Source organism: Curtobacterium sp. 24E2 (assembly GCF_016925595.1).
Taxonomy (GTDB): Bacteria; Actinomycetota; Actinomycetes; order Actinomycetales; family Microbacteriaceae; genus Curtobacterium.
Genome location: NZ_CP068987.1, coordinates 934,514 through 955,087, shown reverse-complemented (window position 1 = coordinate 955,087; position 20,574 = coordinate 934,514). Strand labels below are relative to the sequence as shown.

General features: G+C 73.1%; 18 protein-coding genes. 7 read left to right on the top strand and 11 right to left on the bottom strand.

Annotation, left to right across the window (positions count from 1 at the left end; all coding sequences use genetic code 11):
• Nucleotides 1-13 precede the first annotated feature (13 nt).
• Genes JN350_RS04865 through JN350_RS04850 form a run of 4 tightly spaced genes read left to right on the top strand, consistent with a single transcriptional unit; the run spans nt 14 to nt 5,362 of the window.
• Nucleotides 14-1,282, top strand: coding sequence for an NAD(P)/FAD-dependent oxidoreductase (locus tag JN350_RS04865; RefSeq protein WP_205463731.1), 1,269 nt, complete (start codon nt 14-16; stop codon nt 1,280-1,282).
• Nucleotides 1,279-2,415, top strand: coding sequence for an FAD-dependent oxidoreductase (locus JN350_RS04860; protein WP_240347558.1), 1,137 nt, complete (start codon nt 1,279-1,281; stop codon nt 2,413-2,415). The genes JN350_RS04865 and JN350_RS04860 overlap by 4 nt, the downstream gene beginning before the upstream one ends.
• Nucleotides 2,412-3,971 (top strand): ABC transporter substrate-binding protein, encoded by a 1,560-nt coding sequence (locus tag JN350_RS04855; protein ID WP_205463730.1) that lies wholly within the window; start codon nt 2,412-2,414, stop codon nt 3,969-3,971. The genes JN350_RS04860 and JN350_RS04855 overlap by 4 nt, the downstream gene beginning before the upstream one ends.
• Nucleotides 3,968-5,362, top strand: coding sequence for a M20/M25/M40 family metallo-hydrolase (locus JN350_RS04850; RefSeq protein WP_240347557.1), 1,395 nt, complete (start codon nt 3,968-3,970; stop codon nt 5,360-5,362). The genes JN350_RS04855 and JN350_RS04850 overlap by 4 nt, the downstream gene beginning before the upstream one ends.
• 132 nt (nt 5,363-5,494) lie before the next feature.
• Here the strand turns inward: JN350_RS04850 and JN350_RS04845 are convergent, their stop codons facing one another.
• The 7 genes from JN350_RS04845 to JN350_RS04815 all read right to left on the bottom strand — a co-directional run bounded on the left by JN350_RS04845 (nt 5,495) and on the right by JN350_RS04815 (nt 13,781).
• Nucleotides 5,495-6,355, bottom strand: a complete 861-nt coding sequence (locus tag JN350_RS04845) for a hypothetical protein (RefSeq protein WP_205463729.1) — start codon at nt 6,353-6,355, stop codon at nt 5,495-5,497.
• Nucleotides 6,337-9,063, bottom strand: coding sequence for an HtaA domain-containing protein (locus tag JN350_RS04840; RefSeq protein ID WP_205463728.1), 2,727 nt, complete (start codon nt 9,061-9,063; stop codon nt 6,337-6,339). Before JN350_RS04840 ends, JN350_RS04845 begins: the two co-directional genes overlap by 19 nt.
• 71 nt (nt 9,064-9,134) lie before the next feature.
• A complete protein-coding gene (locus tag JN350_RS04835; RefSeq protein ID WP_205463727.1) occupies nt 9,135-9,386 on the bottom strand; it encodes a hypothetical protein in 252 nt (83 codons plus the stop codon).
• Between the two features lie 319 nt (nt 9,387-9,705).
• On the bottom strand, nt 9,706-10,680 hold the full coding sequence (locus tag JN350_RS04830; RefSeq protein ID WP_205463726.1) for a hypothetical protein: 975 nt from the start codon (nt 10,678-10,680) through the stop codon (nt 9,706-9,708).
• Between the two features lie 73 nt (nt 10,681-10,753).
• Nucleotides 10,754-11,557 (bottom strand): heme ABC transporter ATP-binding protein, encoded by an 804-nt coding sequence (locus JN350_RS04825; RefSeq protein ID WP_205463725.1) that lies wholly within the window; start codon nt 11,555-11,557, stop codon nt 10,754-10,756.
• The gene (locus tag JN350_RS04820; RefSeq protein ID WP_461963841.1) at nt 11,554-12,657 is read right to left on the bottom strand and encodes a FecCD family ABC transporter permease; all 1,104 of its coding nucleotides are present in this window, start codon (nt 12,655-12,657) and stop codon (nt 11,554-11,556) included. The genes JN350_RS04825 and JN350_RS04820 overlap by 4 nt, the downstream gene beginning before the upstream one ends.
• Nucleotides 12,654-13,781: a heme/hemin ABC transporter substrate-binding protein gene (locus tag JN350_RS04815; RefSeq protein ID WP_205463724.1), complete on the bottom strand. Its 1,128-nt coding sequence runs from the start codon at nt 13,779-13,781 to the stop codon at nt 12,654-12,656. Before JN350_RS04815 ends, JN350_RS04820 begins: the two co-directional genes overlap by 4 nt.
• A 118-nt stretch (nt 13,782-13,899) precedes the next feature.
• On the opposite strand from JN350_RS04815, the gene JN350_RS04810 reads away from it, so the two are divergent.
• Both JN350_RS04810 and JN350_RS04805 read left to right on the top strand, forming a co-directional pair.
• A complete protein-coding gene (locus tag JN350_RS04810) occupies nt 13,900-14,931 on the top strand; it encodes a glycerate kinase family protein (protein ID WP_205463723.1) in 1,032 nt (343 codons plus the stop codon).
• A gap of 114 nt (nt 14,932-15,045) precedes the next feature.
• Nucleotides 15,046-16,092, top strand: a complete 1,047-nt coding sequence (locus tag JN350_RS04805; RefSeq protein WP_205463722.1) for an NAD(P)-dependent alcohol dehydrogenase — start codon at nt 15,046-15,048, stop codon at nt 16,090-16,092.
• Between the two features lie 77 nt (nt 16,093-16,169).
• Here the strand turns inward: JN350_RS04805 and JN350_RS04800 are convergent, their stop codons facing one another.
• The 4 genes from JN350_RS04800 to JN350_RS04785 all read right to left on the bottom strand — a co-directional run bounded on the left by JN350_RS04800 (nt 16,170) and on the right by JN350_RS04785 (nt 20,163).
• A complete protein-coding gene (locus tag JN350_RS04800) occupies nt 16,170-17,585 on the bottom strand; it encodes a hypothetical protein (protein WP_205463721.1) in 1,416 nt (471 codons plus the stop codon).
• Nucleotides 17,575-18,414, bottom strand: a complete 840-nt coding sequence (locus JN350_RS04795; RefSeq protein ID WP_205463720.1) for a TIGR03943 family putative permease subunit — start codon at nt 18,412-18,414, stop codon at nt 17,575-17,577. The genes JN350_RS04800 and JN350_RS04795 overlap by 11 nt, the downstream gene beginning before the upstream one ends.
• The gene (locus JN350_RS04790; protein WP_205463719.1) at nt 18,401-19,420 is read right to left on the bottom strand and encodes a permease; all 1,020 of its coding nucleotides are present in this window, start codon (nt 19,418-19,420) and stop codon (nt 18,401-18,403) included. Before JN350_RS04790 ends, JN350_RS04795 begins: the two co-directional genes overlap by 14 nt.
• A 164-nt stretch (nt 19,421-19,584) precedes the next feature.
• Nucleotides 19,585-20,163 (bottom strand): TetR/AcrR family transcriptional regulator, encoded by a 579-nt coding sequence (locus JN350_RS04785; protein WP_240347556.1) that lies wholly within the window; start codon nt 20,161-20,163, stop codon nt 19,585-19,587.
• Nucleotides 20,164-20,258: 95 nt separating this feature from the next.
• Between JN350_RS04785 and JN350_RS04780 the strand changes: the two genes are divergently transcribed.
• Nucleotides 20,259-20,573 (top strand): DMT family transporter, encoded by a 315-nt coding sequence (locus JN350_RS04780; RefSeq protein ID WP_205463718.1) that lies wholly within the window; start codon nt 20,259-20,261, stop codon nt 20,571-20,573.
• Nucleotide 20,574: the final 1 nt, after the last annotated feature.

Sequence of the window (20,574 nt, the reverse complement as noted above, 5' to 3'; positions counted from 1 at the left end):
CTACGCTCGCTCCATGTCCTCCTCCGGATCCCCCGTGGTCGTCGTCGGCACCGGCATCATCGGGCTGAGCGCCGCGTGGCACCTCGCCGCGCTCGGGCAGCGGGTCCTGCTCCTCGACAGCGGCACGGTCGCCGGGGGCACCACCACCGCGGGCGCCGGGTTCGTCGGCCAGTGGGCAGCCGGGTACGCCTGGTACTGGAACGAGTCCGAGCGCGACGTCGAGCAGTACGGCATCGACTTCTACCGCGACCTCGCCGGCGCCGGCCACGGCCCGACCGGGTACCGGCAGAACGGCAACGTCTGGCTGACCGTCACCGAGCAGGGCCGGGCCGACCACCTGCCGCCGTTCGAGCAGCACCCGCTCCGGCCGGCCGGGGCGCGGACGCTCACACCGGCCGAGGCGGCCGACCTCGTGCCCGGACTCGACCCGGCAGCGGTCACCGCGGGCTTCCTCCATCCGGACGGCATCCAGATCAGCGCGCCGGACACGGCCGCAGCGCTGGTGCACGCGGTCCGTGCACGGGGCGTCGAGATCCGCGAGCACACGCCGGTCGCCGGTCTGGAGGCCCGTGGGGGCTCCGTCACGGGCGTCCGGACCGCGAACGGCGAGGTCATCGACGCCGCGCGGGTCGTGCTCGCCGCCGGCAGCTGGACGAACGCCCTCCTTGCCCCCTTCGGGCGCGAGCTGCCGACGGTCCGGGTCGTCGCCAGCCGGCTCGTGACGACACCGTTCGGTCTGCCGGGCACCCTGCCGACCCTCATGCTGCCGGAGCTGCACGGCCTGTGGATCCGTGAGCACCGCGGCGGCCTGACGTACGGTGCCGGCCCCGGGTACGAGCCGCTGCACCTCGGCGGTGCGGACCGGAGCGACGAACCCGACCGCCGCCCGGTGCGCACGGACCTGCTCGACGCCATGCGGACGTACCTGCACCCGATCGTCGCCCGGCTGCTCCCCGCCGCGGCGAGCGTGCTCGGGGTCGACGAGACCCCCACGCAGGGCGTCGTCTCGATGACCGCCGACCGGAACTTCATCGTCGGGGCGGTCCCCGAGCTGCACGGGCTCGTGGTGGCCGGTGGCGACAACGAGTCCGGCGTCACGCACGGCCCCGGCCTCGGGCGGATCGCGGCGGAACTGAGCGTCACGGGCACGACCACCCTCGGCGACGCGAGCCGCTACGCCCCGGCACGGTTCCCGGCGGCGGCCCCGACCGAGGCCGAGGTGCTCGCGATGATGCCGGCGCGACGCGAGGCCGACGCCCGACGAGCCGGAGCCGTGGCATGAGCGACGTGCTGAGCAACCGGGCCCCGACGCACGTCGTGATCGGCGGCGGGGTCGTCGGAGCCGCCACGGCGTACGCCCTCACCCGCCGCGGCGAGCGCGTCCTGCTCGTCGAACAGCACGAGCGCGGGCACCACAACGGCTCGTCCCACGGCGCGACCCGGATCTTCCGACAGGGGTACGCCGACCCCGAGTACGTCGCCCTGACCTCCCGCGCCCTGGGCCTGTGGGAGGCGCTCGAGGGCGCTGCGGGCGAGGAGCTCATCGTCCGCACCGGTGCCGTCGACCACGGTCGCGCCGAGGTCGTCGACGCCATCGCCGCCGCACTGACGGACGCCGGCATCCCGCACGAGACCCTCAGCCCGGACGCCGCGGCCGCACGCTGGCCGGGGATCGCGTTCGAGGGGCACGTGCTCGCACACGCCACGGCCGGTCGCATCCGGTCCGACCGCGCGATCGAGGCCTTCCTGACCCTGGCCGAGCGGACCGGGCTCGCCGACCTGCGCTTCGACACGCGGGTCAGCGGGCTCGACGACCACGGCGACGACGTGACCGTGACGCTGTCCGACGGGTCCACCCACCGCAGCTCGTCCGTGGTGGCGGCCGTGGGGTCGTGGGCGCCCGCGCTGGTCGGCGACCTGCTCGCCGGACGCGGGGCGGGCCTCCCGGACATCCGCGTCACCCAGGAGCAGCCCGCGCACTTCCCCAGCCGTCTGCCGGACCAGGCGTGGCCGAGCTTCGTGCACTGGGCTGCCGACGACGACGTCTACGGCCTGCTCACCCCGGGCGAGGGCGTCAAGGTCGGGTTCCACGGCACCGGACCCGTCGTCGATCCGGACCACCGCGACTTCACGCCCGTGCCGGCCGAGGCCGAGCGGCTGCAGGCCTACGTCGCGCGGTACGTGCCCGGTGTCGACGCATCAGAGCCGACCTTCATCAGCTGCCTGTACGACAACTCTCCCGACGAGGACTTCGTCATCGACCGACGTGGTCCTGTCACCGTCGCGACCGGGTTCTCCGGCCACGGCTTCAAGTTCGCACCGCTGCTCGGCGACATGATCGCCGACCTCGCGACCGGCGGGGCCGCACATCCCCGTTTCTCCCTCTCGAAACCATCCCCCTCAGGAACCCCGTGACGACCCGACTCCTCTCCGCGCTCGCGCTCTCCGCCGCCGTCGCCGCCGTGCTCACCGGCTGCGCCTCGACCGGGGCGTCCACCGACGTCTCCGACGGCCTGGTGATCGGGACGACCGATCCCGTCACCTCCCTCGACCCGGCCGGCGCCTGGGACCGCGGCAGCTACACGGTGCAGACACAGCTGTACCAGCACCTGCTCACCTACCCTGCGGGCGGGACCACGACGAGTCCCGAGGTCGCCGAGTCGTGCGACTTCACCGACGGCACCCACTACGTGTGCCGGATCCGCGACGGGCTCACGTTCTCGAACGGTGACGCCCTGACGGCGAAGGACGTCGTGTTCTCGTTCGAGCGCCAGGTCGGCATCGGCTCCGAGAACGGTCCGGGGTCGCTGCTCGCCAACATGGCGTCCGTGGCGGCCGACGGCGACGAGGTCACGTTCACCCTGAAGCAGGCGAACGACCAGACGTTCCCGTACGTCCTGGCGAGCATGGCCGGGGCGATCGTCGACAGCAGTGTGTTCTCGAAGACGAAGGTCCACGCGGACGACGGGGTCGTCGGCTCCGGTCCGTACGCGCTGCAGCAGTCCGCCGACGGCGGGGCGACCATCGCGTTGACGGCGAACAAGGAGTACGACGGCACCGCACCGGAGTCGTCGAGCGTGACGATCAAGCAGTACACGAAGTCCGCCGACCTCAAGCTCGCGGTGCAGGAGGGCGACGCCGACGTGGCGTACCGCCAGCTCACGCCGACCGAGGTCACCTCGTTGTCCGAGGACGACGGCCTGCAGCGGGTCCAGGGCTCGTCGGGCGAGGTCCGGTTCCTCGGTTTCAACCTCGACACGATGCCCGGTGACGACACCGCGCAGAAGACCGCGATCCGCCAGGCCGTCGCCGCGACGGTCGACCGCGCGGCGATCGCGAAGGACGTCTACCAGGGCACCTACGCTCCGGCGTACTCGATCGTGCCGTCCGACTTCACCGGCGCGACCGATGCCTTCCAGACGGAGTACGACGGCGCCGACCCCGCGGCCATCCTCGAGGAGGCCGGCGTGCGCACGCCCGTCGCGCTGCCGATCGAGTACACGACCGACCACTACGGCTCCGGGTCGGACGACGAGTACGCGCTGATCAAGCAGCAGCTCGAGGACACCGGTCTGTTCACGGTCGACCTGCAGTCGGCGAGCTGGGACACCTACGTCGGGAACGTCGGCAAGGGCGAGTACCCGGTCTTCCAGCTCGGGTTCTTCCAGGACTACCCCGACGCCTCGTCGTACCTGACGCCGGCCTACGGTTCCGAGGACGTCAACCTGCTCGCGAACCACTTCGACGACCGGGCCGTGCAGCAGCTGGTCGCCGCGCAGGCGGTCGAGGCCGACGCGACCGAGCGGACGAAGCAGATCGAGGAGATCCAGCAGGACACCGCCGAGTCGGTGCCGCTCATCCCGTTGCTCGCCGGGCAGGAGAACGTCATCGGGCAGAAGTCGCTCACCGGCCTGACGAAGTCGGTCGACGCCTCTGGTGAGTTCCGCATCTGGGAGATCGGGCGCTCGTGAGCACCGGCGACGCAGCGCAGCAGGCGACCGTGTCCGCTGACCCGCTCCGCGACGCCGTCCGCACCGGGATGCCCGCGGGGCTCGACGAGCTCGCGGCGCTCGTCGCCATCCCGTCCGTCCACGACCCAGCCGTGCAGTCGCTCGACGACTGCCGCCGCGTCGCCGAGCGCGTGCGGGGTGCGTTCGACGTCCTCGGCCTGACCTCGCGCCTCGTCACGACGTCGGACGGCTCGCAGGCGGTCCTCGCGACCCACCCCGCGCCGCCCGGCGCCCCGACGGTCCTGCTCTACGCCCACCACGACGTCCAGCCCGCCGGCGACCTCGCAGCGTGGACGAGCGACCCGTGGACCCTGACCGAGCGCCAGGGTCGCCTGTACGGTCGCGGTGCTGCTGACTGCAAGGGCGGGGTCGTCACCCACCTCGTGGCACTGCGGGCCCTGCTCGACGTACACGGCTCGTTCCCGGTCGGGCTCGTCGTGGTCGTCGAGGGGTCCGAGGAGCAGGGCACCGACGGTCTCGAGCAGTACGTGTCCACCCACGCAGCGGACTTCGCCGACGTCGACGCAGCCGTCGTGATGGACGCCGGCAACGCCGCCGTCGGGGTCCCCGCGCTCGTGACCACCCTGCGCGGCACGGCGTTCGTCGAGCTGCGCGTCCGTGCGCTGCACGGCAACGTGCACTCGGGGATGTTCGGCGGTGCGGCGCCCGATGCCGTCGCGACCCTGGTGGCCCTGCTCGCCACGCTGCGCGACGACGCCGGGGACACCACCGTCGACGGACTCGAGGCCTCGCAGACCTGGGACGGCCTGCCCTACGACGCCGACCGGTTCGCCGCTGATGCCGGGCTGCTCGACGGCGCGGTGCCGATCGGGTCCGGGGACCCGGCATCCCAGGTCTGGGCACGGCCGGCGCTGACCGTCGTCGGCATCGATGCGCCGGCCGTCGCCGGGTCGTCACCGTCCGTGCAGGCGACCGCCGGTGCTGCGCTGAACCTCCGGGTCCCGCCGGGTGTCGACCCCGCTGCCGCCGGCGAACTGCTCGTGGCGCACCTGCTGCGGCGAGCGCCCGCCGGGGTCGAGGTCACCGCGCGGGTCACGGGTACGGGCGACGGCTTCCGGGCGACGGCGGGACAGTACTCGTCGGCGTTCCGGAGCGCACTGGCGTCGTCGTACCGGGTGTCCTCCGTGGGCTCCCTCGGCGGCGGCGGATCGATCCCGCTCTGCGCGACGCTCGAACGGGCGATCCCGGGGGTCGAGGTCATCCTGGCGGGGGTGTCGGAGCCTGCTGCGAACGTGCACGCGCCGGACGAGAGCGTCGATCCGTCCGAGATCGAACACATGGCCCTGGCCGAGGCGACCTTCCTCGCCGGGCTCGGGTGCACCCGCGCCTGACGTCACACGACGCCGTCGTCATCGCCGGCCCCACGACGCCGTCGTCATCGCACGAAGCCCTGAAGTCGACGAGACGCCCCCGGATTCGGGGGCGTCTCGCGCACTCGGGGGCGTCTGGCGCAGACGCCGGCGTCAGACGACCGCCGGCGAAGGTCCGGCCCGCGGCTTCCGCCGCGTCCGAACCTGCAGCACCCCCGTCAGCAGCAGCACGACCAGGCCGATCGCGAGCACCACGAGCCCGCCGAGGAACCCGATCACCACGAGCAGCAGGGTCTCGGTGGTCATCCCACCGCCTGCACCGCCGTCTGCCGCCGCCGTGACGGTCCCGGCTCCGGAGTCTGCCGACTGGGCGACCGCTCCGACGCCGTCGACCACGGTGAACGGCACCGCCACGACCGTTCCCTGGTCACCGACGAGCACGACGTGGTGGTCGCCGACCTCCAGGCCGGTGGTGTCGACCGCGGCGGTGGCCGTGCCGTCCTCGACGGTGAAGTCGTCGCCCTGCACCGGTTCGGAGTAGGTCCACACGCTCCCGCCCTCGTCGTCGCCCGTCCACGGCAGGCGGAGCTCGAGCCGGTCACCGGCGGTGACCTCGTCGGGGATCCCGGCGTCGGCGGCCGCGACGGTGGTGATGTCGCCGGCGTCGATCTTGCGCGCCAGCTCGTCGGAGTCCGCGGCGGGGGCCGTGGGTGGCTCGGCGGCGGCGGGGGCCTTCGCACTGTTCCGGGGCTGAACGGCGGTGTTCCCCGGCGCAGCGGTCGGCACGGCCGTCGGCGCCGTGTCCGAGGCGTTCGTGATGGTCGGTGCGGTGGCGGCCGGCGGCAGCTGCACGACGGGCGGCTGGATGACCGTGCCGCCGTTGCCACCACCCGTGCTCGGACCGGTCGGCAGGGTGCCGGGGACCGTCTGTCCGGCGAAGTACACCGGCGTGAAGGTCTCGAGCGCGGCGTCGGCGGCGCCGTGTGCGCCGATGGTCAGGACACCGCACTGCACGGCCCCGGACAGGCAGTCGACGCGCTTGGTCGACTGGCCGGTGAACGTGGAGCGCGCGATGACACCACCCTGCGTGAAGCCGGCGTCCTTCGTGCCGCTGAGCTTCGCGGTCGCTGCGGCGCCGGTGCCGGTGTTGTCGGGCCAGGCGACGAAGCCCTGGCCGTCCTGCCCGGTGCCGCCGGACCCGGGGACGTAGTCGTAGCCCGCGCCGGCCGCTCCCCGGCGCTCGGGTGCTTCGTGACGTACCCGAACAGCACGTACAGCCCGGAGCCGTTGGTGTTCTTCGTGAAGCCCGAGCCCGTCACGGTGAGCTTCGAGCCCGCCGCGGCGGTCGAGAGTCCGGTGGCCGGCCGCACGTTCGTCGAGGCGCCCCGAGCGTTCTCCGCCCCGGTGATCGACCCGTCCGCACCGACGACGGTCGACCCGCCGCCGCCGTTCCCGCCGCCCGGGTTCGTCGGCGCCTGCACGGTGACGCGCAGGGTCGCGGTGTCCGAGGCGACCCGACCGACGACGGTCGCACCGAGGACGTTCGTGGCGACCGCGCGGTACCGGTCGCCGTCCAGCCCCTCGGTGGCGGTGATGCGGAGTGTGCTGGTCGTCGCGCCGGCAACCGAGGGACCGTCCTGCAGGTCGGCCCAGCCGGACGGGGTGTGCTGCTGCCACTGCACGGTGGGCGTCGGGGTCCCGGTCGTGGTGACCGCGAAGGACACCTGCTTCGGCGTGGCGGGGGTCGTGCTGCCGTCGGTTCCGGTGGTCGCGCCGGTCAGCGTCACGGCGACGTCGGCCGGCTGCTCCGTGATGGTCGGGCTGGTCACGGCCGTGAACGTGCGCAGCCCTTGGTCGGCGGCGTCGGTCGCGGCGTTCACGACGCCGACCACCGCGCGGCCGTCGGCGGCGATCACGATCGGGTCGCCGGTGTAGGTGGTGCCGGGCGTGTACTCGGCACCGAGCGTGGGCGCGGTGCTGCCGTCGATCGCGTACGCGCGGACGACGTTGCCGGTGTCGGTGCTGCCGGCGGCCGACACCCAGAGGCGCTTCGCGGCCTCGTCGACGGCCAGGTACGCGGCACCACCGACCCGGTCGATCGAGGTCGTCACGGCCGGGGTCCCGCGCAGCGACACGGCTCGGAGGGTGGCGTCGCCGTCGTTGCTCCACCACGCCCGGCCCCTGGAGTCGACGACGGTCCCGCCGGCGGCCCCGGACGTCGCGGTGGCGCCGATCGACACGTCGGCGACCGAGGCTCCGGTGTCGAGGGCGACGACGCGGGCGAGAGCGGCGGCCTGGTCGAAGACGACGGCGCGCTTGCCGGTCCAGTCGACGCCGACCGAGGAGATCGTCCCGGTGACCGAGCCGATCAGGGTGGCCGTGCGGGTGACGGCGCGGACGGTCCCGCCAGCGGGGCTGGTGCCGACCTCGGACACCGCACCCGAACCAGAACCGGAACCAGCGCCGGAGTCAGCACCGGAACCAGAACCGGATCCGGCACCCGCCCCGACGGCGGCCACCCGCAGCAGCCCCGCGGACCCGCCGTTCGCGGCCGGGGCGACCTGCGCGACGATCGAGCCGTCGGCGGGGTCGATCGCGAACGCCTTCGCGGCGGGCACCGCGACGGACGGCTTCACGTGCACGACGTCCCGGTACACGGCGTCCGTGCCGCGCACGATGACGACGTACCCCTGGACGTTCGCGCCGGTGCCGCCGAACTCCGCGGCGGGCAACGACGCGGTCGCGACGATGTTCCCGGTCGACGGGTCGACGCTCGGCTTCGAGGTGGCGACACCGGGGTCGATCGGCCCGGCGACGCGCTTGCCCTCGTCGTCCACGACGAAGTAACTCGCCTTGGCGGTTCCCACAGCCGGTACCTGCACGACGGTCAGGGCACGCGCGGCGTCCCGCACCACCGTGGTGACCCGGCCGATCGTGCTGTCACCGACCGTGGTCTGCACGCCGGTGCTCACGAGTCCCTGGACGCCGGGGTCGCTGAACCCCTGGTCACCGTCGGCGCCGCCGTCACCGTCCGTCCCCTCGGCAGCCCAGTCGCCCGTCACGGCGACCGAGAGCGGGTCCAGCGCGGTGCCCGCGGCGTAGAACTGCGTCGGGTTGCTGCCGCCGGTGACGTCGGCTGCGAAGGCCGCCGCACCCGCCGCGGTGATCGTGGTGGGCAGACCGGTCCACGAGTACGCCCCGTCGGTGACCGATCGGGTGCCCTTGGTGACGTCGATCGTCGCGAACGCGATGCGCTTCGTCCCCGGGTCGGACGTCGTGGCACCGGTCGTCGGGTCCACGAGCCGCACGTCGACCCCGGCGGTCAGGGTGCCGGTGGTCGGCGTGAGCTCGATCGCCGGGTCGCGCAGCGAGATGACGAACGTGTGTGCCCGGTAGTCGAACACCGCGGCACCGGAACCCGTGACGGTGAGCTTCCGCGTGGCGGTGTCGTAGCTGCCGCCCGATGCGGTGAACCGGAACGTGCCGTCGGCGTTCCTCGACGCACCGCCGGACACCGACTGCCCTGCGGCCGGCACGTAGTTCCGGAACGACTGCTTGAACCCCCAGTCGAGCGTTCCGCCCGTGACGGACGTGCTCGGCCCCGAGGCGGCGGTCGCCGCGGTGGGCACGGTGCCGGCGACGGCCGCGGTCAGGCCGATGATCGCGGCGACGGTGGCGCTGAGCGCGCGGAGGCGACGGGCCGGTCTGGTCTGGGTGTGCATCGGTTCCTCGGGTCGGGGTGGTGCGCGTGTGGGGAGACGGTGCCCCGGGCGGACCCGGGGCACCGCGTGGGTCACCAGGTGACGGGGACCTGGACCTCGTCGAGGTCGACCGGGTCGTTCGCGACGCCGTGCGCCGAGAACGTCTGGACGAAGCACTCGTACTGCCCGAGGGCAGCGTTGGCGGTCGCGGTCTTCGTGGCGTCGTAGTCGCAGCTGACGGTGGCGGCCGCGTCGCCGGTGTGGTGCGGGTCCGCGGTGTAGGACTTCGCGACGTCGATCGTCGTGGTGAAGCCGCCGCCGGCCGTGAAGGCGCTCTTCGACACCCACTGGGCGGAGCCGAACCAGCCCGAGTTGGTGGCGTAGTCCGCCTGCTTGGGCCCGTAGACGACGTAGACGCCGAAGCCGCGCCCCTGCGCGTCCCCGTCGAAGCCGCTGCCGGTGACCGTGACGGTGCCGTCCGAGACGCCGTGGAGCGCCCCGGGCCGTCGGTCACGACCGAGGCCGGACCGCTGACGGCCAGGCTGGCGCCGTAGTCGTTCGTGACCGCGGTGGCCGCGGACGCGCTGACCGCGGGCAGGACGGCGATGCCGACCGCGGCGACCCCTGCCGCCAGCGTGATCCCGAACGAGCGTGCGATTCGTGTCATGTTCGTGTTTCCCTCTCGATGTGGGCGCCCCCTGTGAGCACCCGGGTCCGGTGGTCCTCCGGCGCGACGTCGGTCGCGGCGCGTCGTGCGGCACGGCGGGAGTGCACGATCGCGAAGACGACGAGCGCAGCGACGGCCACGACGAGCGCGGACAGGCCGCCGAGCACGATCCGCAGAACGCCCGGGTCGATCCCGCCCGACGAGCCGTCGGCAGCTGCCGCCACCGCCGAGGGCGTCGACCCGGCCGGCGCGGTGGCGGACGCCGATGCGGTCGGCTCCGCGGTGGCACTCGGCTTCGCGGAGCGCGCGGACGGCTTCGTGGTCGCGCGGGTGTCGGCGCTCGCCTCGGATCTCGGCTCGGCGGCCGGACGGGAGGCACTGCCCGCGTCCGTCGTGTCGGCCTGCGCCTGCCCGGTGGTCGCCCTGGTGCCGCCACCGGCCAGCGCGCCGCCGCTGCCGTACAGGTTCTGCACCGAGACGGGAGTGAACGACTCGTTGTTCGCGTTCGCGACGCCGTGCGCGCCGATCGTGATGATCCCGCACTGCACGACCCTGCAGTCGACGGTCTTCGCGGCGCCGTTCCGGTCGAGCGCCTGGAACGTCGAACCGGGGACCTTGAGGGTCGCGGACCAGGTGCCCGTGGCGGAGTCGACCGTGCCGCCGTTCGCCGCCGATGCGGTGGTGCTGCCCTCGAAGGCCACGAAGTCGAGGTACCCGGTGGGGTTCGACTCGTCGTCGGGCACGTAGCTGTAGTCCGCGCCCGTCGCCCCGCCCTTGCTCGGCTGCCAGGTGCCGTTCACGGTGCCGAACGCCACGTAGATGCCGCCGTACCCGTTCTTGATGCCCTGGAACCCGGAGCCGCGCAGGCGCAGCGTCGTCAGGTACGTCGAGTCGACCTGGTTCGTGACCTCGGGGTGCCCCTCGATCGCGACGCTGACACGGCCGGCTGCCGATGCGGGGGCGACGCCCACCAGGGCGGCTCCCCGGCGCTGAGCGCGACGAGCAGTCCGGCGAGCGCGAGCCGCAGCGGGCGGGTGCGGGTGGTCACGATGAGGTCTCCTGGAGGGTTCGGGACGGCACGACGACGGGCGTGCCGGTGTTCGGGTCGGGCACGACGGTGACCGGGTGCCGGTAGACGGTGCCGATGCGGTCGGCGGTCAGCACGTCGGTGGGGGTGCCGTCGGCGACGATCCGGCCGCCGGCGAGCATGGCGACGCGGTCGGCGTACGCCCCGGCGAGGCTCAGGTCGTGGAGCACCACGACGACGGCGCCACCGGCCCGGGCGTGTGCGCGGGCGACGGCCAGCACGGCCTCCTGGTGCCGCAGGTCGAGGGCGGCGGTCGGCTCGTCGAGCAGCAGCACCGGGGTCGACTGCGCCAGGACCCGGGCGAACGAGGCCCGGGCGCGCTCCCCACCCGACAGCGAGGGGAACGCCTGGTCGATCCGGTCGGCGAGTTCGACCTGGTCGAGCACCCGCGCGACCACGGTGTCGTCGTCGACCGCGCGCGGGGTCCCCCGCCACGGAGCACGGCCCATCCGGACGACCTCGCCGACGCGGAACCCGAAGGCCACGGCGGTGTCCTGCTCGAGCACGGCACGCCGACGAGCGGTGGCGAGCGGTGCTTCGCCGCCGGTGCGCACCCCGTCGATCGCGACCGTGCCGCTGTGGGCGAGGTCACCGGCGATCGCCCGGAGCAGGGTCGACTTGCCGGCGCCGTTCGGACCGACGAGCGCCAGGACCTCGCCCGCGCGCACCGTCAGGTCGACGTCGGCGAGCAGCGGTCGCCCGTCGATGACGACGCCGATCCCGGAGACGACCACGGCGCCGACAGTGCTCGTCTCCGTCATGCCCAGCCGCCCGATCGTCGGCGCGCACGGCGCAGGAGCCAGAAGAAGAAGGGTCCGCCGACGAGCGAGGTCAGCATGCCGATCGGCAGGTCCGCGTACGGCACCAGGGTGCGCGCGAGCAGGTCGGCGATCGTCAGGAGCAGTGCCCCGCCGAGCGTCGAGACCAGCAGCAGCGGGCCGTGCGCCGGGCCGATGACCATCCGCATCAGGTGCGGGACGACGAGCCCGACGAACGCGATGATGCCGGCGAACGCGACCGCTGCGCCGACGAGCAGGGCGACCACGACGATCGCGACGACCCGGACGGCCTCGACCCGCACCCCGACGTGCCGCGCGGCCCGGTCGCCGAGGGCGAGCAGGTCGAGCGAGCGCGTCAGCACGACGGCGCCGACGAGCCCCGCACCGATGACGGGGGCGATCGCTGCGGCCTGGTCCCACATGGAGCCGTTCAGCGACCCGAGCTGCCAGAACACGATCTGCTCGCGCGCCTGCTGGTCGCCGAGGAAGGTCAGGAAGGCGAGCCCCGCTCCGGTGAACGCGTTCACGGCGATGCCGGTGAGCAGGAGCGTGACGACCTCGGTGCGACCACCGGCACGGGACAGCCCGTAGACGAGCAGCGTCGCGACCAGGCCAGCGGCGAAGGCCATCAGCGGCGTCGTCCAGTACCCGGCGAACTGCAGCCCGAACACGATCGAGGCGCAGGCCCCGAACGCCGCGCCACCGGACACCCCGACGACGCCGGGGTCGGCCAAGGGGTTCGCGAACACGGCCTGCATGAGCACACCGGCTGCGGCGAGCGCGGCTCCGATCAGCAGCGCCATCACCACCCGCGGGAACCGGATCGTCCACAGCGCCTGGGTGACGAGGTCGTCGGCGGGACCGTCCACGGGCAGGCCGAGCGACCGGCCCACGGTCCGGAGCACCTCGGCGGGCGAGATCCCGAGCTGCCCGACGCTCGCCGACACCAGCGTCGCGACGACGAGTGCCACCACGAGCCCGGTGGTGAGGAGCGCGATGCGGCCGACCCGCGACCTGGACGTGACCACCGGTGCGGCGGGGACGCGCGTGGCGGGCGCGATCCGTTCCTCCCGGACGGTCACGAGGGGTCCGCCGGACCGTAGATCGCCGCTGCCAACGCGGCCACGATCTCGGGCGTGCGCGGCCCGAAGCTCATCACCGTCGTGTCCGCCATGTCGACGATGCGGCGGTGCTCGCCCGCGGGCGTCTTCGCGATCGCGGGGACCCGCTGGAGCAGTCCGTCGACGCCGTCGACGGACTCGAGCCCCTTGGTCATCATGATCACCAGGTCCGGCTGCATCGCGACCAGCGCCTCGGCGTTGACGGGGCGCATGCCCGTCCAGTCCTGTTCCGTCGCGACGTCCCGCCCGCCGACGGCGTCGATGAGCGAGTCGGCGCCGGACTCGCTGCCGAACAGATAGTAGATCCCGGCGTTCCCCCGCACGTACAGGAACACCATCTTCAGCTTGTCGGCGCGAGCCGACGGCGCGATCCGGGCCACCTGCGCGGCGACGGCCTGCTCCTGCGCGTGCACCTCGGCGGCCAGGCGGTCGCCGGTCGCCGGGACGCCGAGCGCGGTCGCGACCTGCTCGATGATCGCGTCGGTGTTGGTGGTGTCCCGGTGCGGGTCCAGGACGACGACGGGGACGCCGGCCTTCCGGATCTGCAGCACGACGTCCCACGGGCCGAGCGAGGTGTCGGTCAGCAGCACCGTCGGGCGGAGCGCGAGGATCGCCTCGGCGGAGAGCTCGTGGCCGTTCTGGGTGACGAGCGGCAGGTCTTCGGTGCCCGAGAAGCCGGTCGAGACGTCCCGTCCGACCAGGTGGTCCCCCAGGCCGAGGCCGTACACGGTGGACGACAGCGTGCCGGAGATGTCGAGCGCGAGGATCCGGTCCGCGCTCGTGATGGTCACCTCGGTGTCCTGGTTGTCGGTGACGGTGACGGGCAGCTCGGGCTCGTCCACCGTGCTCGCCGTCGGCGGCAGGTCGGTCGCCAGGGTCGCGGTGCGCTCGCCGGTCACGTCCTTCGCGTCGGTCACCGGGGCGATGGCCTGGAGGCTCGCGGCCGGGTCCGTCGCGCTCGTCCCGCGACCCGCCGCCTGCGTCGCCCCCGGGGTGGCGGTGCCGCCGCCGGTGCAGCCGGTCGCCACGGCGAGGACGACGAGGGCGGACGCTGCGGCCGTGAGGGCGCGACGGAGTGACGACATGGAGATGATCCCGAGTGCTGGTTCGTGAAGTTAGGTGAGCCTCACCTAACCGTTAACTTAGGTGAGCCTTGCCTACCTTGTCCAGCACGTGTCGCCGTCTCCCCGCTACGGTGGTCCCGTGCGCATCGTGGTGGCTCCGGACTCGTTCAAGGGCACCGCGACCGCGGCGTCCGTCGCCCAGGCGATCGCGGACGGCTGGCTGACCGAACGCCCCGACGACGACGTGACGCTCGTGCCGATGGCCGACGGCGGCGAGGGCACGCTCGACGCCTTCGCGACCGCGGTCCCCGGTGCGGTCCGGGTCCCCGTCACGGTCACGGGCCCGGCTGGCACCCCGGTCGACGCCGACTGGCTGCGGCTGCCCGATGGGCGAGCGGTGGTGGAGCTCGCGGCGACGAGCGGTCTCCCGCTGCTCGACGAACTCCTGCCGGACACCGCGACGAGCCGGGGGTTCGGCGAGGCGATCGCCGCCGCGCTCGACGCCGGCGCCACGGGGCTCGTGCTCGGCATCGGCGGCAGCGCCTCGACCGACGGCGGCCGGCCCGTGCTCGAGGCGCTCGGTCTGGACGGAGCGGGGCTGCGCGCCCTCCCACCACTCGGCGTCACCGTGCTGACCGACGTGACCGCTCCGCTGCTCGGCCCGACCGGCGCGGCTGCGGTCTTCGGCCCGCAGAAGGGGATCGAGCCCGCACGGGTCGCATCCTTCGACGAGCAGCTGGCCAGCTGGGCTGCCCGCTTCCCATCGGTGGACCCCACGACCCCGGGCGCCGGCGCCGCGGGTGGCGTCGGCTTCGGCCTGCTCGTCTGGGGTGCGACCCTGGCCCGCGGCGCGGACGGCGTCGCCGAGGTGCTCGGGCTCGCCGACCGGCTCACCGGTGCTGACGTCGTGATCAGCGGCGAGGGCCGGTACGACGGGCAGTCCGCCGCCGGCAAGGTCCCGTCGGTGGTGTGGTCGCTCACGGCGACGCACGCCCCCGGGGCCCGGTCGATGCTCGTCGCCGGCGCGATCGAGGCCTCCCTCGACGACTACGCCGCGGCCGCCTCGCTCACCGTGCTCGCCACGCAGACCACCGGCGAGCCGGACGACGCCCTGGCCGACCCGCTGCGCTTCGCCACGATCGCGGGCCAGCGGCTCGCGCGACTGGCCTGAGCACCCCGATTCCCGCACTGGGGAGCCCCAACGGAACCTCCCACGCTGTGGCGCGCTCCATCAGACTGGTGTCGGGCCGGAACCGGCCCGCAACGCACCCCCACGAGGAGATCATTGCGCACCGTCAACGCGTACGCGGCACCGTCAGCGACCGAGCCGCTCGTCAAGACCACCATCACCCGTCGTGACGTCGGAGCGAACGACGTCGAGATCGACATCGCCTACGCCGGCATCTGCCACTCGGACATCCACACCGTCCGCGGCGAGTGGGGCCAGATCCAGTACCCGCAGGTCGTCGGCCACGAGATCGTCGGCCACGTCACCGCCGTCGGCGAGAACGTCACGAAGCACCAGGTCGGCGACCGTGTCGGCGTCGGCTGCATGGTGAACTCCTGCGGCGAGTGCGAGCAGTGCGTCGCCGGCCAGGAGCAGTACTGCCTGAAGGGCAACATCGGCACCTACACGAGCGTCGACCCGGCCGACGGCTCGATCACGCAGGGCGGCTACTCGCAGGCGATCGTCGTGAACGAGGACTTCGTCCTCCGCGTCCCCGAGTCGCTCGACATCGAGAAGGTCGCGCCGCTGCTCTGCGCCGGCATCACCACGTACTCGCCGCTGCACCACTGGAAGGCCGGCCCCGGCACGAAGGTCGCGGTCATCGGCATGGGCGGCCTCGGCCACATGGCCGTCAAGATCGCCGTCGCCCTGGGCGCCGAGGTCACCGTCCTGTCGCAGACGACCTCGAAGGAAGCCGACTCGCTCCGCTACGGCGCGAAGGCCCACTACGCGACGAAGGACCCGGAGACGTTCGAGAAGCTCGCGAACTCCTTCGAGCTCATCATCAACACCGTGTCCGCGAAGATCCCGATGGGCTCGTACCTCGGCCTGCTCAAGGTCGACGGCACGCTCGTCAACGTCGGTGCTCCGTCCGAGCCGCTCGAGGTCCCGGCGTTCGCCCTGATCCCGCGCCGGCTCAGCTGGGCCGGGTCCGCCATCGGCGGTATCCGCGAGACCCAGGAGATGCTGGACTTCTGCGCCGAGCACGACATCCTGCCGGAGACCGAGCTCATCAGCGCCGACCAGATCAACGAGGCCTACGAGCGCGTCCTGTCCTCGGACGTCCGCTACCGCTTCGTGATCGACGCGGCCACGCTGGCGTAGTCGGCACCAGGCTCAGATGGGAGGCCCGTTGCCAGCCGGCAACGGGCCTCCCGTCTGTCTGCCTGTCCGTCGGGCCGTCAGCCGACCTCGTCGCCGGACGGCAGCGCGCCGCACCAGTCGACGGAGCCGGCGTCGATGCTCGCCTCGAGCGCACCGGAGGTCGCGTCGACGATGCTCACCAGCTCGTCGGTCGCCGACTTCGTCGCGACCGCGACGAACTGGCCGTTCGGGGACGGGCAGACCGCCGTGACGCTCGCGTCGTCCGGGATGGTCACCGGTAGCCGGGAGGCCCGCTCCCCGTCCACGCGCACGATCCGTGCCGAGACGGTGCCGTCCGACCGCACGTCCCCCAGCAGGCGCAGGTACGTGTCGTCCGTCAGCGGAGCGATGCGGCCGAGCACGGCCGCATCGGTGCTCGCAGCCGGGGCACGCAGCGCGGTCTTCGCGCCGTCGGTCAGGTCGAGGCGCTCGATGCTCGTACCGGTCTCGACCACGGCCGTGGTGCCCGAGCCGACGAACCCGTGCAGGTACGTGGCGCTGCCGAGTCGGACGGCGTCGGCGCGGCCGCTCATGTCGACGAGCACCAGGTCGTCGCTGCCCGTCCGCACCAGGGCGCTCTCGGTCCGGGGCACGTAGGCCCACTGTCCGACCGTCATCGGCACGGCGCCCGTCTGCGGCTTCCCGTCCGCGGCGATCGCGGTGGGCAGGTGCGTGCCCGTCATGTCGACCACGTACAGGCCGGTGTTCCGCGACTGCCCGGTGGACGTGTCGGCGTACTCGAACCCGAACGACGCCCCGTCGTCGGCGACGTGCAGCGCGGTGACCCGCCCCTGCGACGACGGCAGGGTGAGGTGCTCCACGGGGGCGTCCGGGTCCCGCACCCCGCCGGACAGTGCGATCACGTCGACCGAGGAGCTCGCGTCGCTGCCGCTGACCACCACCAGGGACCGTCCGAGCCGGGCGTACTCCGAGATGTCGGCACCCTGGTACACGGTCGTCGCACCGCCGGCATCGAGGGAGCGGCGCACGATGCGGTCCTTCGCACCGCCGGCTCCCGGCACGAGCGCGAGGACGTCAGTGCTGCCGGTCCGGATCGCCGCGGTGAGGACCGCCGTGGCACGCTGCCCGGGAGCCCGGACGTTCGCGACGGTCACCGTGTAGTCGCGGTCGTAGGCCAGGGGTCCGGCGAACTCGACCGCGATCGTGTTGCCGCTCGAGGTCACGGTGTGCGCGGCCGCCGGGGTGACCCGGACGTCGGCGGCGGACACCTGCTGCAGTGCCTGGTTCGCCGTGAGGATCACCCGCTGCGCCGGTCGGGACACCAGACCGCTGGCGTCGTACGACACGTCGCGCAGGCGCGGTCCCTGCTGCGACCCGACGACGGCGGCGAGCGCGGCGACGACCGCCAGGACGAGCACGACGGCGAGGTACCGGCGGTGGAACCGGCGCGTGACCGGGCGGCGGTCGGTGCGGTCGGTGCGCTCAGTACTCATACGGGTCCTCGGGCTGCGCGATGTCCTGCACCTTCGCGGCCTTGATGACGATGCGGGCGTCGGCGGACTGGTCCGGGTTCGCCGCGAGTGCGCCGGTCACCGTGACCCACTGCCCCTCGTCCGGAACGGAGCCGTCGGCGTCGTCCGTCACCACGCCGAGGCCGACGGGCTGGGCGTCGACGGCGCAGCAGCTGATCACGAAGCGGGTCAGGGTGAAGGAGCCGCCGTCGCCGGGCACCACGAACCCGGACAGCCGCACCTGCTTGCCGACCAGGGCCGTGGTGTCGGTGGTCTGCCGGATCAGCGCCGCCCAGTCCTTGACGCCGTACTCCGAGGTGTCGACGCCCTCGCTGCCGAGCAGGGACACCGCCGCGTCGGAGCCCGTCGCGTTCGACAGGGTCGCCGAGTCCACGCTGCGCTGCTGCGCGGTACGGGCGGACAGCGTCGTCGGGGGCAGCACCAGCATCGACACGGTGACGCCGATCGTGACGACCGCGGCTGCCCCGCCGAGGGCGAGGCGGACGGCGCGACCACGGCCGGGGCGCGGCTGTTCGGCGTCGGCGTCGTGTCCGTGGGCATCGGCGTCGTGCTCGTCCGCTTCGTCGCCGTGCGTGTGGCCGTGGCCGCGTGCGATCACCACCAGGCCGGCGATCGAGGCGGGTACCGCGACGGCGGCGAGCACGATCGTGAACACCGAGTACCGCGGGTTGATGTACAGGTCGAGGTGGCCGACCAGTGCGAGCCAGAGCGTGCACACGGCGACCGCCAGCACGGACCCGAGCCCGAGGTAGGCCGGAGCGTTGCTGCTGCGTGCGTCAGACGAGGACATTCATCACCAATCCCACGGCGCCGGCGAACAGGACGCACACGACGGCGAGCAGCACCAGGAACCGGACCCGGAACGTCGTACGGAGCAGGGCGATCATCTTCACGTCGATGATCGGCCCGATGATCAGGAAGGCCGTGATCGACCCGGGCAGGAACGTCGAGGCGAACGACAGCGCGAAGAACGCGTCGACGTTCGAGCAGAGCGACACCGTCATCGCGAGCAGCATCATCGCCGCGACGGAGAGCACCGGGTTCGAGCCGATCGCGACGAGCGTGGAACGGGGCACGGCGACCTGGATCGCCGCAGCCAGGCCGGCGCCGACGAACAGGGCCGGCATCATCGTCGCGGTCTCGCCGCCGAACTGCGCGGCGCTCTCCCGCCAGCGGTTGCGGCTCCGAGGTGCGCCGATCGCAGCGCGGCACCGGGCCTCGAACGCGGGCAGCAGCAGGTCGGCCGGACGGCGGTGCGCGGCGACGATCCAGCCGACCAGGTTCGCGATCACGAAGCCGCCGACGATCCGGACCGGCAGGATCCAGCCGGACCAGCCGAACGCCTGCGCCGTGCTGATGATCACGAGCGGGTTGAGGATGGGGGCGGCGACCAGGAACGTGACGGCCTCCGCGGGGGTGAACCCGCGCATCATCAGGCCACGGGCGAGGGGCACGTTCCCGCACTCGCACACCGGGAACAGCATGCCGATCAGCGAGATCACGGCGCGGCGGCCGAAGGCGTTCTGCGGCAGGACCCTCTCGAGCGCACCGACGGGCACCCACACCTCGACGACGATCGACAGCACGATCCCGAGCACCACGAACGGCAGCGACTCGACCACCACGCTGATCGCCAGTGTCAGGAAGTCCTGCACGACGTCCGGCAGTCCGGCGGTCCCGATGCTCGGGGACAGCATCCGGATCCCCAGGAGCACGACGACGGCGAGCAGCACGAGGCCGGGGCCCGTCAGGGAACGGGAGCGGGAGCGCTGCTGCGGCGGCGTGGTCGTCGTCACCCGGAAAGGATAGGCGACGCGTGCGGCGTGGCGGTCCGCGCGGCCGCCTGCGCACCGTGCGAGTTCGTTCACCCCGTGCAGGGTTGCTCGCTCGGTGCAGGCCTGGAGCGCCGCACGGAGCCACCAACAACGCACGGGTTCGCGAACCCGGCAGCGGGCCGCAGTCAGACCTGGGCGATGCCCGCCACGTGCCGGTCGAGCGTGTCGATCGCCCACGAGGCGTCGCCCCCGGGATCGACCCGCACGATGTGCATCGCGAGCCCGTCCACCAGGGCGTGCAGCCGCCGGGTCTCGTAGGGCACGTCGGCGTCCGGCACCCCGAGCGCCCGCAGGATCCGCCCGCACCACTCCCGCATCTCGTCGACGACCCGGTCGTGGAACGGCCGGAGCTCGGCGTCGGTCAGCGCCGCCGTGCCGAGGCCCAGGTAGACGTCGAGCTCGATGCGTCGCTCCTCGTCGAGGGGCAGGAGCTCGAGCAGGACCGCGTGCGCGTACGCCGTGCCCCGCAGGTCCGCGGGCACGGCGTCGATCCGGGCCGCGGTCGCGTCGAACACGAGCTCGAGCGCGTGCGACCGGACGCTCGCCTGGGTCGGGAAGGTGTAGCGGACGGTGCTCGGCGGCAGTCCGGCCTCTGCCGCGACGTTCCGGACACTGAGCGCCCCCAGTCCGTCGCGGGCGAGCACCCGGCACGCGGCTTCGGACACGGTGCGGCGCCGCTGCTCGACGTCCATGCTCCTGGCCACGCCGCCATACTCGCACAGTCGTACGAACTCGTGCTACCGTCAATGTCGTTGTCGCACAGTCGTGCGACTATGCGATCGAAGGAAGGGACATCGTCATGGCATGGGTCGTCCTCGTGCTGAGCGGCGTGCTCGAGGCCGTCTGGGCCACCGCGCTGAGCGCCTCGAACGGCTTCAAGAAGGTCGTGCCGACGATCGTGTTCATCGCCGGCATGGCGCTGAGCATGGTCGGGCTCGCGTTCGCGATGAAGTCGATCCCGGTGGGCACCGCCTACGCCGTCTGGGTGGGCATCGGCGCCTCGCTGACGGTCGTCGTGTCGATCCTGCGCCGGCAGGAAGCCGCGTCGCTCGCACGCCTCGGCCTCGTGTTCGGCCTGGTCGCCTGCGTCATCGGCCTCAAGGTGGTGAGCTGAG

Coding starts and splice junctions, on each gene's coding strand:
- JN350_RS04865 (WP_205463731.1), top strand. CDS start 14: ATGTCCTCCTCCGGATCCCCCGTGGTCGTCGTCGGCACCGGCATCATC.
- JN350_RS04860 (WP_240347558.1), top strand. CDS start 1,279: ATGAGCGACGTGCTGAGCAACCGGGCCCCGACGCACGTCGTGATCGGC.
- JN350_RS04840 (WP_205463728.1), bottom strand. CDS start 9,063: ATGCACACCCAGACCAGACCGGCCCGTCGCCTCCGCGCGCTCAGCGCC.
- JN350_RS04825 (WP_205463725.1), bottom strand. CDS start 11,557: ATGACGGAGACGAGCACTGTCGGCGCCGTGGTCGTCTCCGGGATCGGC.
- JN350_RS04815 (WP_205463724.1), bottom strand. CDS start 13,781: ATGTCGTCACTCCGTCGCGCCCTCACGGCCGCAGCGTCCGCCCTCGTC.
- JN350_RS04800 (WP_205463721.1), bottom strand. CDS start 17,585: ATGAGTACTGAGCGCACCGACCGCACCGACCGCCGCCCGGTCACGCGC.
- JN350_RS04795 (WP_205463720.1), bottom strand. CDS start 18,414: ATGTCCTCGTCTGACGCACGCAGCAGCAACGCTCCGGCCTACCTCGGG.
- JN350_RS04780 (WP_205463718.1), top strand. CDS start 20,259: ATGGCATGGGTCGTCCTCGTGCTGAGCGGCGTGCTCGAGGCCGTCTGG.